This is a genomic window from Vibrio mediterranei (genome assembly GCF_900088415.1).
Taxonomy (GTDB): Bacteria; Pseudomonadota; Gammaproteobacteria; order Enterobacterales; family Vibrionaceae; genus Vibrio; species Vibrio mediterranei.
In genome coordinates this window covers 291,373-304,679 of record NZ_FLLQ01000001.1, presented here as the reverse complement: position 1 = coordinate 304,679, position 13,307 = coordinate 291,373, and the positions used below count along the sequence as shown (strand labels likewise).

Genomic DNA, 13,307 nt, shown 5'->3' with positions numbered 1-13,307 from the left:
ATTTTAGTTGTTCAACACCCCTTTATTCACAGCCAAAGTATCAAGCTTGTATCGATCCAGATCATGGAACTGCAAATAGCATCTTGCGTCAAAAACGCATAGCTGAACTGCGGCTAGCGAAACTAAAAGGTCGAGTTGGAAAGATCTTGACTTCATAACTCGGGCTATTCCTTTAAGTCAGAATGGTAAATAGAGTCGCGAATCGTGTTTTCCAATAATTGACAAAATAATTGCGTGCACTTGGCGCGAATCTTGCCGATAATATGTAAATTAGTGTTTTTGTATTATTGACCAGACAAGATTATTCGTTTGAAGAAACTAGCGCGCCCTTTGCTTACCATTCTATCTATTGTTCTTGCTCCTCTGGCTTTTGCTGAGTCGCTACCTGAACGTATAGATAATTTCGTCAGTTTTTTTGATTTTGAGCAAGCGACCGCTTCATACGATGTAAGGGTTATTCAGGCTGATTACCCGACACAGCTTCTTACACCTATATCTATGCTTCCTCAAACAAGTAAATACCCCTTGAAAGAAGTACAACAACTCTATCGGTTGGCTGAAAAGTGCAGTGGCACGTTACCACTAAGCCCTTTAATCACAGAACCTTTAGTTTTTACTAGAGCAATGTGTGGTGGTCGTAAGTTATCGACGAAATGGTTTGCGCGCAGTGGACTGATTCATCCCGGTGGTGGTACTTACGCAGCTAGGTACATCACCAAATACCCAGATAAAAAACAAGAACTTCAAAAGTTTATGCACATCAAAGAAAGAGAGTTGGCACCTCCAGGTTCTCTCTTGGGTAGGCTGCAAGTAATGGATGAACAAACCGTCATTTCTTTAATCCGAGGTTCCTCAATGTTCGTTGAAAACGAGGAGTTGTGGTTGAGAAGAGGTGATATTTACTATTTGTTCCCTTCAAACATTTGGACCTCGAAAGCCAAAGAGGCTGGCCTCAACTTTAAACTGGCTTCTCAAACCAATACGTGTTTCGTGCAACGAGGAAACCTATGTTGGGAAGTTGAGGATCATTCTGATGTACTTCGTATTAGCATGATCAGTTTGATCATCGCTAACATACTTTTAGTAATTGGTTGGGCAATCTATCGCTGGAATACGAAACGTCAAGAGATGAAAAGCCGGATGCTAGTGTTACAAATTCTTACACACGAATTGAGAACACCCATCGCCAGTTTATCTCTGACTGTCGAAGGGTTTAGACGTGAATTTGAGCACTTACCAGAAACTGTATATGATGAGTTTAGAAGACTATGTGAAGATACGCGTAGACTGCGTCAGTTAGCTGAAGCCAGTAAGGATTATTTGCAATCTGATAACAAACCTTTATCGACAGAATGGCTACCATCTGTACAGGATTGGTTAAGTTTCAAAGCAGAGGAAGAATTTGAAGCTGACGTGAATTTGACTATTAATCAAGACGTAGCCGCTAAAATTAACATATATTGGTTAGGAACTTGTATTGATAACCTAATACGTAACGCGATTAAGTACGGCGTTGCACCAGTGAGTTTGAATGTTGTGACTTCTTCAAACTCTATCAAAATTGAAGTCATCGACAACGGACAATTAACTTCAAAGGACTGGCGTGAGCTTAGAAAGCCATTTGTAAGTAAGGCAGGCCTCGGCCTTGGCCTTACTATAGTAGAATCTATGGTTGGTCGAATGGGCGGTAAGATGTACCTAGTCGGGCCACCAACAACATTTATTTTGGAGATACCTTGTGAAACAGACACTGCTACTTGTTGAAGACGACAAGAATCTAGCTGACGGCCTTTTGGTGAGTTTAGAGTTGGCTGGTTATAACTGCCTTCACGCTGAATTCATCTCTCAGGTCGAGCAACACTGGGAAGAAGCAGACTTGGTAATTCTCGACCGACAACTTCCGGATGGTGACTCAGTAGAGCACCTTGCTGGTTGGAAGAAAATCAAAGATGTTCCAGTGATATTGCTCACTGCGTTAGTCACAGTAAAAGACAAAGTAACCGGCTTAGATGCAGGTGCAAATGATTATTTAACCAAACCTTTCGCCGAAGCTGAGCTTTTTGCTCGTATTCGTGCACAACTTCGCGCACCAGAAGCTGACTCGGAAGATGCCACTAAGGTTGTAACAGAGAGTTTGGTGATCGATAAAGCGACTCGTGAAGTGAACTATAAAGGTGAACTGATTACATTAACGCGTACTGAGTTTGATTTGCTGCTATTCCTAGCAAGTAACTTGGGACGTGTGTTTACTCGTGATGAGCTGCTTGACCATGTTTGGGGTTACAATCACTTCCCTACGACACGAACTGTTGATACCCACGTGTTACAACTTAGACAGAAACTTCCTGGACTAGAGATCGAAACACTTCGTGGTGTTGGCTACAAAATGAAAGGCTAATGTCTAGAGCATCAAAAATATTTGCGCTAGCAATCCTTACGGCATCAACATCAGTTGGTGCCGATTGGTTTGAAAATAATACAACTATTACGCAAGCGCACCGTCATTTACTTAATCGTGATTTGGAATCTATGTTCCAATCGCTAGTCGAAGAGTGGCAGCAACAACCGACTAAGAGTATCAAAAACCATATAAACAGGTTGTTTTTACAATCTTTAGAAGTGGATTGCGGTAAGGGTTACTCCTCCCAACCTCTACCTGAATGGATTGACTCCGTGGTAGTAAGACAACAATCTATTCAAAGTCCAGGAAGAGACACCTATTTATCTGCGATAGAAATTGAATCAAAGCGTGTCATTTCAGAAATAAGCCTAAAAAAATGGGTTGATCGGAGAGTTTCTAATGACAGCGAATTTTACGTCAATCCGATTAGTGACGCTGTAACTGAAGAGGCGGCTTATGGAATTCGCTACAACTTAACATCTCCATTAGATGTCGGTCTTTATCGTCTTGATGTGCGCTTACTTGATGGCGAAACTTGGAGTCAGTGGTTAATCTTTACCGATCAATCATTAAAACAGACAGTTCGTTGGTCAGCGAAAGATGAATGGCGTATCGAAAAAAATGCACTTCTAAACCCTTATTGCCCGTTGCCAAAACTCGAAGTTGGTTTATACGATTACATTGGCGGCAAATATACTCAAGTATGGGGCAAAGAATACGAATCTGATTACCCGACGAGTCTAGAAGCCAACAACATCACGCCTGACCGCTATGTATTAGCGGTTTCAATGAAGCAAAGTCGTTGGCAAGGTCCAATACTTTTCGAGCGCTCTCAAATAATTAGTAAAACGTTTGACGTTTCCGCCGACGAATAGCTCATTAGAAAGATTTCCCTCTGAAATCACTAAAGAATCTCGAATCGACGCCGTTAATAAATGCACAAAGGATTAACGGCGTTATTTTTAGATGAAAACCCAATTAAAAACACTAGCAGCCCTTATTATTACTACTTCTATGTCGGCAAGTGCTTCGACGTTAGCGATCGATGCTCGTGGCGATGCAATGGGCGGAACGGGGGTTGTCTCTGCTTCTTATCTTACTGCTCCATTCTATAATCCAGCACTGGTTGCAATCTATCGACGAAACGATGATGCAGGAATGTTGTTACCTAGCCTAGGGCTTAACTACAACGACGAAGACAAAATGTTGGATAAAATTGATAACGTCGTAAATAACCCAAGTGCTTCGGCGCTTAATGAGTTAAATGGTACACAGGCCAAAGTGGATTTTGGTGGTGCAATAGCATTTGGGATTCCCAACCGCTATATCGCTGCAAATATTTTTGGCAAAGCTTATGTGGAAAACGTAGCAACACCAGATATTGACCAAACAGGTAGTAATGATGCGGAAAAAGCGGCTAGGTCAGCAGTCAAAACCGCTTCAGTAGCCGTTACTGAAATCGGAATATCCTTGGCTAAGTACCAAACCTTATTTGGACAACATTTTTCATTCGGCGTATCTCCAAAAATCCAAAGAACCTATACCTATGCCTCAGTAAGTTCACTAAATGATTTCAATTTAAACAATATAAGAGAAAACTCTCAGGGCGATACTGCATTCAACGTTGATGCTGGAGCACTATGGTTCCATGGTCCGTTTAGAGTTGGATTTTCGGCCAAAAATATGTTGTCTCGAAATATTGAAACTGCGAGCGGCACTAAGAATATTGGTGGGAAAGACATACAATATGGTTATGAATACCAATTGTCTCCTCTGTATACTGTTGGTGCTGGTTTTATAGCAGATTACTTTCAATTTTCTGTGGACTACGACCTTAATACTGAAAAGAAATTCACACAGTTTGACGATGACGTAAGAATGCTAAGAGCAGGTATAGAAGTCGACTTAGCGCGACAAATTCAGTTAAGGGGAGGGTATATGAAAAACATGGCTGGTGATTCAGATGGAACATTTACAGCAGGTATCGGTTTACGTCCTCTAAATATTATTGAAATGGACATTGCTGCAAGTTACACATCACCTAAGGCTATGGGGGCTTCAATCAACTTTATTGCAACCTATTAGGTTTAATTCCCTTGCTAGTAAATCTAAATAGTCTATAGTCCTGTCATTAATTAACGTCCGTGTTATTGGGAGGACTTTATGTTTGACGATTTATCCCTTAGCCATGAAGAGCAGCAAGCTGCTGTAGAACGAATCCAAGAACTGATGAAGCAGGGGATTAGTACTGCTCAAGCGATCAAAATCATAGCTCAAGAGATCCGAGAAGAAAAATCGAAAGACAGTTCTGACGAACAAAGTTGATTTCTGTTATTCAAGTTTATCTATAAAGCCCTTTTAAAGGGCTTTTTTTGTGCCCAAATTTAATCCATTCGAATATCAAATACATGCTACAAAATAGAGCTAAAACGCTCGTGATTCATGAGCACTTGGTGATTGCGAATAACTCTTTCTATATATATCAACTACTTATAGCAGCATTATCTGCCGTCAGCTTCGTTCAAATATATGGACTTGTAATAAAATTACTTAACCGTTCGAGCAGTGTATATGTTGCAGTGAATTATGCTGCTCAATAAAAGCAGGTGGTTAAAGAATAGTAAGTAGTCACGATCTAAATTTGATCATTTTTAGGTGAGCGAGGCTTGTAACAATAAAGAGGCATGCCTTCGATTACAAAGACTGATAGGTGACTTTGATTAGTCAAAACCAAATAAAACATGACAGTGTCACGTTTATGATAATCTCTTAGTTAGCCAAATAAGATCACCAGAACTAAGACTAGAGTTGCGACTATTAGAAGCACACGCCATATCGGACGTGTGTTTTGAACATCTGAACCGTTGTGATGACACATACCCATAACAAAAATACTCGACTAATTGATTCCATTTGTTAACCATAAAGGTTCCTCCAAGGTTAAAGTCAACGATCCAAAAAGACTAAACTAGGACAACAACCAGTACGGTGCGTAACAAAACATAAATGTGGTTTCGTGTTAAAACGTTATTATGTAAGGAGAGAAGTTTAAGGTAGGTTGTCTAGGTTCCTTCAAAGTGATGCTGCTTTTAGTTGGGAACATTATGCACATACGCCGTCAGGTGTTTTTGGATGCCACTTGAACTCCCCAACATTCAAGTGGCTTTTTTTATCGTCATTATGTTTCTATAACGTGAGGTTTCGTTTTTAAGAAAGGAACATGTTCTTAAGGATTTATACAAACTCGTTGTCAGGCCTTAGATAGCTAGAGTGTTAATTGAAACTCTAGAATCATAGAAGATAGTTTTTAGGTAGTTGTCAAAGGCCTTAATACGTCGTTATATATACCTCATGATGAGTGCGTATTATCTATCTTATGTTAAATACGATATGCAGGAGATTAAAATCCTTACCTTAAACCCGCTCCACTACCTTGTTTTATCCCAGATTTAACCATAATCGATATTTACCATAAAATACCTAATAACCACATGAGTTAATCTACGTTTAACTCAGTGTCGATTAGGTTTAAGAAAGCCAGCATAAAAATGCTGGCTTGTACGCTGTTGGATTAACCGCCTGCAAGTTTAACGGTATATCCTTTTTTCTCTAACGCGGCTTTTATTTTGTCTCTTGCGTCACCTTGTATTTCGATGTTGCCGTCTTTGACAGAACCACCGCAACCACAAACTTTTTTCAGTTCTGCTGCGATAAGCTTTAACGCGGCATCCTCTAAGTCTAAGCCAGTGACAATTGAAACACCTTTGCCTTTGCGTCCTTTTGTCTGTTTTTGAATTCTAACGATACCATCGCCTTTTGGACGTTCTGGCTTTTGTTTTTCTTCTTTAATGCGTCCGGTTTCTGTTGAATATACAAGAGTCATGTTAGTTCTTAGTTTGTTCTGCTTTCTTCTTTGCGATTAGATAAGCTTCAATGTGTCGCTGAATTGCAAGCTTACCACCTTTGATAAGTTTACCATTAAACATGCAGTACCAGGCATTATTTGCACCTGTATCATTCTTTATAGTAAACCCATGAAAGTTCTCTTGGGTGCCAGCTGACCCGCTCGCGCGTTCTGTTGCTGCTTGCGTCAGCTGTGATGGGTCTATGATAGACGCCGTATCACACCACCAATCAATGCTTTTTTTAACCGCAGGTAGAGAGCCTTGTAACTCTCTATTTTTAATAGTTACTTTCCATATCTGGTTTGTTGTACCAATGGACTTGAGGGTAAACCCACGATAACTCGCTAGAGCCATAAAGATCTATCTCTTATTGTGTACGTTGATGCTTTACATTGCGTTTCACATGGTATCAGTTATTCTAAACCAATCAATTGAGTTATAGTGCATTAGTATGAAAAAAGACATACCCAGAATCACAGAAACAAAACAAATTGATAGATATTTGACGAAACTTAGAAGTTCTATAGATAACAATACCTTTGATGAACTAACGTCTTATCGCTACTCTAAGAATTCCGTCGTCGCAATGGCCAAAGATTGGCATTTGTTCAATGAATTTTGTATCTACTCTCACTACCCATCGCTTCCAGCGTCCGTTGCCACCATAAAAGCATTTTTCGAGCGTGAGCAACAAACACGAAAGTACTCAACGCTAAAACGTTACGCTGTGACTATATCTTTAATTCACTATCTGTTCGAGTTTAAAGACCCTATCAAATCAAGAGAAGTTGGCTTACTTCTTGAAAAAATAAGAGTTTTAGGTGTTGATTCTGTCTCAGAAACTCAAGCATTAACACAGGAACACTTAAAACAGTTGAGGTTGATACTTGGTTGTAGTCAATCTCCGAAAGATATTAGAGACATGGCAATATATAGCGTGATGTTCGAATGCGCATTAAAACGGCGAGATTTACGTCAACTATCTCGAACGAATATTCAGCTTAACGAATACGGTGATTGTTTCGTGGAAATTGAAGGCGCAGTTTACCAATTGAGTAATGAATCAAGCACTATTCTATTGCGATGGCTAGAATTGACACCCTGCTCTACTGTTTTTACCGGTATTGACCGACACGGCAACATTAAGGACAACGAACTAAATGATTCTTCGATTTTTCGAATCTTACGTCAAGCCAGCAACATACTTGACCTACCGTTTGAAGTTAAATTCTCTTCCCAATCGTGTCGTGTAGGTGCTGTTAAAAAGTTGGCTCAGGATGGCCTGAAAATAAAAGAAATTCAAGAATTTGGTCGATGGGCTAGCCCCGCCATGCCACTACAATATAGCGGCAAGCGGACATTATCCGAAAAGGAAAAAGCAAAGTTTAAAGACGACAATAACTATGATTAACGGAATGAAGATTCAATACAGTCCGACAAGAACTCAGAGAACTCAAGACCAGAATGCTCGACCATCTTTGGAAACATAGAAATCGGTGTCATACCAGGAAAAGTGTTAACTTCGTTTAGGTAAATCTTGTTATCTTCTGTCAAAAAGAAATCAATTCTTGATAAGTGTCTGAGTTTCATTTGAGTGAATACTTTGACCGCACAGGTATGAATGATTTCTAACTGCTCGTCTGTTAGGTCACTCGCTTCTACTGTTGTAGTTGAATGACTGTCTGCACTGTACTTTTCATCATAAGTATAAAATGCACCATCAGGAGCAATAATTTCACCAGGCCTGGTGACGCACAATTGTCCTTTGTACTCGTACGCTGCGACCTCAAGCTCTCTTGGTTTTACTGACTGCTCAATAACAACTTGGTCCGAATAACCAAAAGCAGAGTTAATACTAGCATCTAACTGTTCGATATTAGTTACGCTGTAACAACCTACCGAAGAGCCCTGCTTTGCGGCTTTTACGAACACTTTCCCCCACTTTTCAAAAGCTTGAGCAGCTCTAGTATGAGCGTCTTTATCGTTTTCGGTAAGGAATAGATAAGGTGTATTAGGTATGCCTAATGTGTCATACCACAGCTTTGAGGTGATTTTGTTAAAGCTATTGCTACTAGCTTCAGGCCCACAGCCCAAATACGGAATACCAGCCATCTCAAAAAGAGATTGAATATCGCCGGTTTCACCAGGGAAACCGTGAATACAAGGAACAACGTAATCTATATGTAGAGTTTGTTGATCATTAACAAGGGCTTTTTGATTAAGGTCTAAAACAACTAAATGACCATCACTGCACTTCCAGCCCTCTTGAGTTATTTCAACCCGGGTAACATTGAATCTAGGATTGAGTTTGAGTTGGCTTTCTAGAAAGTTAGCTGAAACGAGAGACACCTCGTGCTCAGCAGAGCCACCACCACATAGAAGAAGGATATTGAGTTCTGACATCTTAAGCTTGTCCTTAAATTGCTTTCACTAAATGATAAACGATCGAGAAACAACATTCAGTTCTAAATCTGTTAAATCTGCCGCCATAGTTACTGTCTGCACATAATACATACAAAAACGCGCTCAATTTTGGATTGAACGCGTTATAACATTAGGTGTATCAATTAATTCAGCTTGCTCAATGTCGGATATTCCGACTTCTTGATTTGGTCGATGCTACGTACAAACGGCTTAAGGTTTTTAAACTCATTTGGCAGTGTTGCGATAGCTTCCTTCGCTTGTTGCTTCGTTGCATAGTCACCGAAGAGAATTGAATACCATTTCGTTCCGTTTACTACCTTGTAGTTTTGCCAAATTGGCTGGCCGTTCTTTGGTAGTTTATCGGAAAAAGTTGCAACTTTGGCTTGGCTGCCAACGGCAACTACTTGAATTGTGTAGCCAAAACGGAAATCTTGCTCAGCTTGTTTTTTTGATGGTGGTACGATTTTTACTACATCATTTTTAGCAGGCTGTGTTTGGGTCGTTGTCGTGGAAGTTGCAGCCACTTTTTGCTCTTGCACAGGGGCTTTCTGTGCCGCTGGCTCTTTCTTAACATCTTCTGTTTGTGTGGCCGCTACGGCAACAGGAGCAACTGTCGTCGTTTCTACAGGAGTGTAATCCTCTCGGTAACTTTCAGATTTCACCTCGGTTGTATACTCACTAGAAGAACACGCTGCTAACAATGAAACTAAACTTAAAATAACGACTTTTTTCATTTTATTACTGCCTGAGTTAATAATTCCCTAAATCATGCAGACAGAATTCTCTTGAATCAAAGATTCACAGCACCTGTCCTTTCTTCCTGTGACATGTTACACAATAATTGAGGTACAGCAATATGTTATGTCTAATTTTAGGAGCCAACGATGTCTAAGTGATGCCTTACTAGACTACTATAGTTAGGTCTTATAAGGATCGCATGTAGGTCACCGTCGTCTTTTACTGCTGTAGAGGTAAACCATGTCGTTAGATACTCTTTTCAAGCCATCTTCTATTGCTGTTATCGGTGCATCGATAAAGCCTCATCGAGCAGGTAGCGTAGTGATTAAAAACCTTCTCTTGGGAGGTTATCAAGGTACGATTTTGCCCGTTCATCCTCGATATAAATCTGTTAACGGCATACTCTGCTATCGCGCAGTGAGTGAACTTCCGCTAAAACCAGACGTAGCTATTTTGTGCACTAAAGGCGAGCGAAACGTAGATTTATTCAATGATCTTGCGATTTCTGGCGTGAAGACCGTTATCGTAATGGCATCAGATATGAGTCGTCCGTTTGATGATACGGCAACGATAGAACAAAAATGCCTTCAGATAGCGCAGCAGTCTGGCATGCGTATATTAGGTCCAAATAGCCTCGGCATCCTTTTACCTTGGCAAAACTTTAATGCGTCATTTTCTCCTGTTAACTGTAAGCGAGGTAAACTAGCGTTCATATCTCAATCATCAGCGGTTTGTACCACTATACTTGACTGGGCTAATGATAAGAACATCGGTTTTTCCGCGTTCTTATCTATTGGTTCTGGATTGGATGTGGATTTCGACGAGTTACTTGATTACCTAGCGAGAGACAGTAAGACTGAATCCATTCTGTTGTATGTAGACTCTATTCGCGATGCTCGCCGTTTTATGTCGGCTGCGCGTGCTGCATCACGTAACCGCCGGATTCTGGTCTTAAAGGCAGGAAGAAACAATCTGACTAATTTAGTCAAAGGCCATGAATCCGACTCATTTGATATCGTTTACGACTCGGCGATTCAGCGCGCTGGTATGCTGAGGGTAAACAACACACACGAACTATTCGCGGCAGTAGAAACGCTAACACATTCCGTCCCGCTTCGGGGGGAACGACTGGCTGTGATTACGAATGGAATTGGTCCAGCAAACATGGCACTGGATACGTTGACCGATCGAGGTGGCAGTATCGCCCAACTTTCCGATGACACAATATCCAAACTGTCTAACGTTTTACCTGATACTTGGTCCAAAGGAAACCCTATTGACCTTGTCGGTGACGCAACTGCGAAAAGGTACTGTGACGCACTGAGCATAGTCTTAGACAGTGATGATGTGGATGCTATTCTAATCATGCATAGTCCATCTGCGACAGCAGATTCGCAGCAAACGGCAACGGATCTGATTGAAACAATAAAAAAACATCCTAAATCCAAACGATTTAATATTTTGACGAACTGGTCTGGAGAAGCGACAGCTAAAGACGCCCGCCTTTTATTTACCAATCATGGCATACCGACATACAGAACTCCTGAGAGCGCAGTCACGGCCTTCATGCATTTGGTCGAATACCGACGAAATCAATGGCAGTTAATGGAAACACCAACAACGACAGACTCGTATACCACAGAGCAGCTTTCTAAAGCTCACGAATGGCTCGCATCCCATGTTGAATCCATATCAGAAGATAAAGAGTTCACGCAACTCGAATCTCATATCTGCGAACAACTATTTGATTTATTTGAGCTTCCTACTCTTCCCACTTGGTTGGCTCATGACCCAACAGAGGCGATACATCTAGCAGAAAACATAGGTTACCCTGTCACAGTAAAGCTTCGTTCTCCTGATATTGCTCACAAGTCTGATATACATGGCGTCATGTTAAACTTGAGAGATGCTAATGAAGTCAGTAGCGCGGCACAGTCAATACTCGATCGAACCAAGCTCTCCTATCCCGAAGCAAGGATTGAAGGATTGACGGTACAACAAATGGCTAAGATTGCAGGTGGTCAAGAGATTCGCGTCAAAGTCATCACTGATGCTACGTTCGGGCCAGCAATCTTTCTAGGCCAAGGTGGTTCAGACTGGAAAATTGAAAAAGAGGCGGTCACCGCATTGCCACCAGTCAATATGGCTCTCGCTCGCTACTTAATTATTAATGCAATCAACAAAGGAACGTTAAGGTTCCAGCAATCTCCGAATCCTGTGAATCTTGGAAACTTAGCTCAATTTTTAGTGAAAATTTCACAGATCATTGTCGCTTGTCCTGAGATACACGAATTAGATATCCACCCACTCCTTTTAAATGGTAACGACATCACTATATTAGACGCTTCAGTGGTGATAAAAGGCTACGAGGGTGAGCCTCAAGCTCGGCTCGCAATCAGGCCGTATCCTACTGAGATGGAGGAGCTCATAACATTGAAGGATGGCTCAAAAATCTCGTTACGCCCTATTCGACCTGAGGATGAACCCTTTCATGCAGACTTCATTAATAACGTCACCAAAGAAGACCTTTATAAGCGCTTTTTTTCAGACGTCGGTGAGTTCAACCATGAGGCGTTAGCAAACTTAACTCAAATCGATTACGACCGCGAAATGGCATTTGTCGCTGTTGATCTTAGTTATGCTAATCCACATATTATTGGCGTTTCTAGAGTTTTGGTTACCCCAGATAATTCTGATGCCGAGTTTGCCATCTTGATACGTTCCGATTTGAAAGGCAAAGGACTTGGGCGAGTACTAATGAACAAAATAATTGATTACTGTAAAAGCAAGAATACTAGACAGATTTCCGGAATGACCATGCCGACAAACCGTGGGATGCTCACGCTAGCTCAAAAATTGGGTTTTGAGCTAGACGTGCAGTTCGAAGATGGCGTGGCAGATATGGTTTTAATGTTAAACCGATAACTTTAACAATTATTGCAGATCCCAAGTGTTGGCTAAATGGCGTATGCACCAAGACTTGGCCTCTCCAATATTGTTTCTTTTCCAAGCCATAACGATATCTATGGTCGCTTCATCGGTGTCTTTGATTCGTTTGAGCTTACCTTCTTTGATCAAGGTATCAGCTACTTGTGTTGGTAAGGTCCCAATCCCAAGCCCTTTTACCAATGCATCTATTTTAGTCACTAAGTTTGATACGGTAAGACGAGGTTGCTTCTCCAGGATATTTACACTTAATGCAGGTTGTTCTCTCGCAGTATCGGCGATAGCAATAACTCGATATTTTTCACGAGCACTACTGTCAAACACACCACTGCGTTTATGTACATAATGATCCGTTGCAGCGACCCAGGTCATCGACATGGGTCCGAGTATTTGTGTTTTCACCCCTTGAGGCACTACTTCAGGTTGAGGGCACACCAACAAAGCGCAACGGTCTTCATTTAAGGACTCCCAACAACCCGCTAACACCTCTTCCTCTAGTTTGATTCTGGTTTTGCTGACCATGCCAAGTTTATCAACTAAATCAAAAAAATTGCCAACAGGAATAATGCTGTCATATGCAATAGTAAGATCGAGCTCCCAGCCGTTTGCGAGTAAACGTGCCTCATTGACCATATTCTCTGTGGCTTGGAGTATGACTCGTCCTCTCTCTAGAATTAGCTTCCCTGCATCCGTTAACGATGCTTTGTGGCCCGAACGATCAAAGATCATAATATCTAAATCTTGTTCAAGTTTTTGAATCTGATAGCTCAGGGATGACGTTGCTTTATCGAGTTCTGATGCAGCTGCAGCAAACGACCCTCTTCTTTCAATCGCGTCAAGAATATGAAGAGCCTCTAGTGTTATGGGGTTATGCACTTAACTTCCTTATCAAT

At 41.2% G+C, this 13,307-nt stretch carries 12 protein-coding genes; 7 read left to right on the top strand and 5 right to left on the bottom strand.

What is annotated here, in order from left to right:
* The first annotated feature begins 309 nt into the window (after nt 1–309).
* From vxrA to VME0621_RS26055, 5 genes are all read left to right on the top strand, one after another.
* Nucleotides 310–1,764: a sensor histidine kinase VxrA gene (vxrA, locus tag VME0621_RS01325; RefSeq protein WP_099046327.1), complete on the top strand. Its 1,455-nt coding sequence runs from the start codon at nt 310–312 to the stop codon at nt 1,762–1,764.
* Complete coding sequence (vxrB, locus tag VME0621_RS01320) at nt 1,739–2,398, top strand: response regulator transcription factor VxrB (protein WP_038226856.1); 660 nt, start codon at nt 1,739–1,741, stop codon at nt 2,396–2,398. The genes vxrA and vxrB overlap by 26 nt, the downstream gene beginning before the upstream one ends.
* Nucleotides 2,398–3,276, top strand: a complete 879-nt coding sequence (locus VME0621_RS01315; protein ID WP_062461552.1) for a DUF2861 family protein — start codon at nt 2,398–2,400, stop codon at nt 3,274–3,276. Before vxrB ends, VME0621_RS01315 begins: the two co-directional genes overlap by 1 nt.
* Nucleotides 3,277–3,367: 91 nt before the next feature.
* A complete protein-coding gene (locus tag VME0621_RS01310) occupies nt 3,368–4,486 on the top strand; it encodes a conjugal transfer protein TraF (protein ID WP_062461549.1) in 1,119 nt (372 codons plus the stop codon).
* Nucleotides 4,487–4,564: 78 nt separating this feature from the next.
* A complete protein-coding gene (locus tag VME0621_RS26055; RefSeq protein WP_006075648.1) occupies nt 4,565–4,726 on the top strand; it encodes a YoaH family protein in 162 nt (53 codons plus the stop codon).
* A gap of 1,246 nt (nt 4,727–5,972) precedes the next feature.
* On the opposite strand, the gene yciH is transcribed toward VME0621_RS26055, so the two are convergent.
* Nucleotides 5,973–6,284 carry a stress response translation initiation inhibitor YciH gene (yciH, locus tag VME0621_RS01305; RefSeq protein ID WP_038226864.1) on the bottom strand — a complete coding sequence of 104 codons (312 nt, stop codon included), beginning with the start codon at nt 6,282–6,284 and terminating at the stop codon, nt 5,973–5,975.
* Between the two features lies 1 nt (nt 6,285).
* The gene (locus tag VME0621_RS01300) at nt 6,286–6,660 is read right to left on the bottom strand and encodes a DUF3319 domain-containing protein (protein ID WP_038226866.1); all 375 of its coding nucleotides are present in this window, start codon (nt 6,658–6,660) and stop codon (nt 6,286–6,288) included.
* Between the two features lie 97 nt (nt 6,661–6,757).
* Here VME0621_RS01300 and VME0621_RS01295 point away from each other — a divergent pair, with 97 nt between their 5' ends.
* Nucleotides 6,758–7,717 carry a site-specific integrase gene (locus VME0621_RS01295; RefSeq protein ID WP_062461545.1) on the top strand — a complete coding sequence of 320 codons (960 nt, stop codon included), beginning with the start codon at nt 6,758–6,760 and terminating at the stop codon, nt 7,715–7,717.
* Here VME0621_RS01295 and VME0621_RS01290 read toward each other — a convergent pair.
* Nucleotides 7,714–8,709, bottom strand: a complete 996-nt coding sequence (locus tag VME0621_RS01290) for a D-alanine--D-alanine ligase (RefSeq protein ID WP_062461541.1) — start codon at nt 8,707–8,709, stop codon at nt 7,714–7,716. The two genes, VME0621_RS01295 and VME0621_RS01290, sit on opposite strands and share 4 nt — an antisense overlap.
* A gap of 164 nt (nt 8,710–8,873) precedes the next feature.
* Complete coding sequence (locus tag VME0621_RS01285; RefSeq protein WP_062461538.1) at nt 8,874–9,464, bottom strand: SPOR domain-containing protein; 591 nt, start codon at nt 9,462–9,464, stop codon at nt 8,874–8,876.
* A gap of 244 nt (nt 9,465–9,708) precedes the next feature.
* On the opposite strand from VME0621_RS01285, the gene VME0621_RS01280 reads away from it, so the two are divergent.
* Nucleotides 9,709–12,393 carry a bifunctional acetate--CoA ligase family protein/GNAT family N-acetyltransferase gene (locus tag VME0621_RS01280; RefSeq protein WP_062461535.1) on the top strand — a complete coding sequence of 895 codons (2,685 nt, stop codon included), beginning with the start codon at nt 9,709–9,711 and terminating at the stop codon, nt 12,391–12,393.
* A 9-nt stretch (nt 12,394–12,402) separates the two neighbouring features.
* Here the strand turns inward: VME0621_RS01280 and VME0621_RS01275 are convergent, their stop codons facing one another.
* Entirely contained in the window at nt 12,403–13,290 is an 888-nt protein-coding gene (locus tag VME0621_RS01275) for a LysR family transcriptional regulator (RefSeq protein ID WP_006074908.1), read from the bottom strand.
* Nucleotides 13,291–13,307 lie beyond the last annotated feature (17 nt).

Bases quoted from the DNA above. Each gene is read 5' to 3' on its own strand.
- VME0621_RS01290 (WP_062461541.1), bottom strand. From the start codon at position 8,709: ATGTCAGAACTCAATATCCTTCTTCTATGTGGTGGTGGCTCTGCTGAG.
- VME0621_RS01295 (WP_062461545.1), top strand. From the start codon at position 6,758: ATGAAAAAAGACATACCCAGAATCACAGAAACAAAACAAATTGATAGA.
- yciH (WP_038226864.1), bottom strand. From the start codon at position 6,284: ATGACTCTTGTATATTCAACAGAAACCGGACGCATTAAAGAAGAAAAA.
- VME0621_RS01315 (WP_062461552.1), top strand. From the start codon at position 2,398: ATGTCTAGAGCATCAAAAATATTTGCGCTAGCAATCCTTACGGCATCA.
- VME0621_RS26055 (WP_006075648.1), top strand. From the start codon at position 4,565: ATGTTTGACGATTTATCCCTTAGCCATGAAGAGCAGCAAGCTGCTGTA.
- VME0621_RS01300 (WP_038226866.1), bottom strand. From the start codon at position 6,660: ATGGCTCTAGCGAGTTATCGTGGGTTTACCCTCAAGTCCATTGGTACA.
- VME0621_RS01310 (WP_062461549.1), top strand. From the start codon at position 3,368: ATGAAAACCCAATTAAAAACACTAGCAGCCCTTATTATTACTACTTCT.
- VME0621_RS01280 (WP_062461535.1), top strand. From the start codon at position 9,709: ATGTCGTTAGATACTCTTTTCAAGCCATCTTCTATTGCTGTTATCGGT.
- VME0621_RS01285 (WP_062461538.1), bottom strand. From the start codon at position 9,464: ATGAAAAAAGTCGTTATTTTAAGTTTAGTTTCATTGTTAGCAGCGTGT.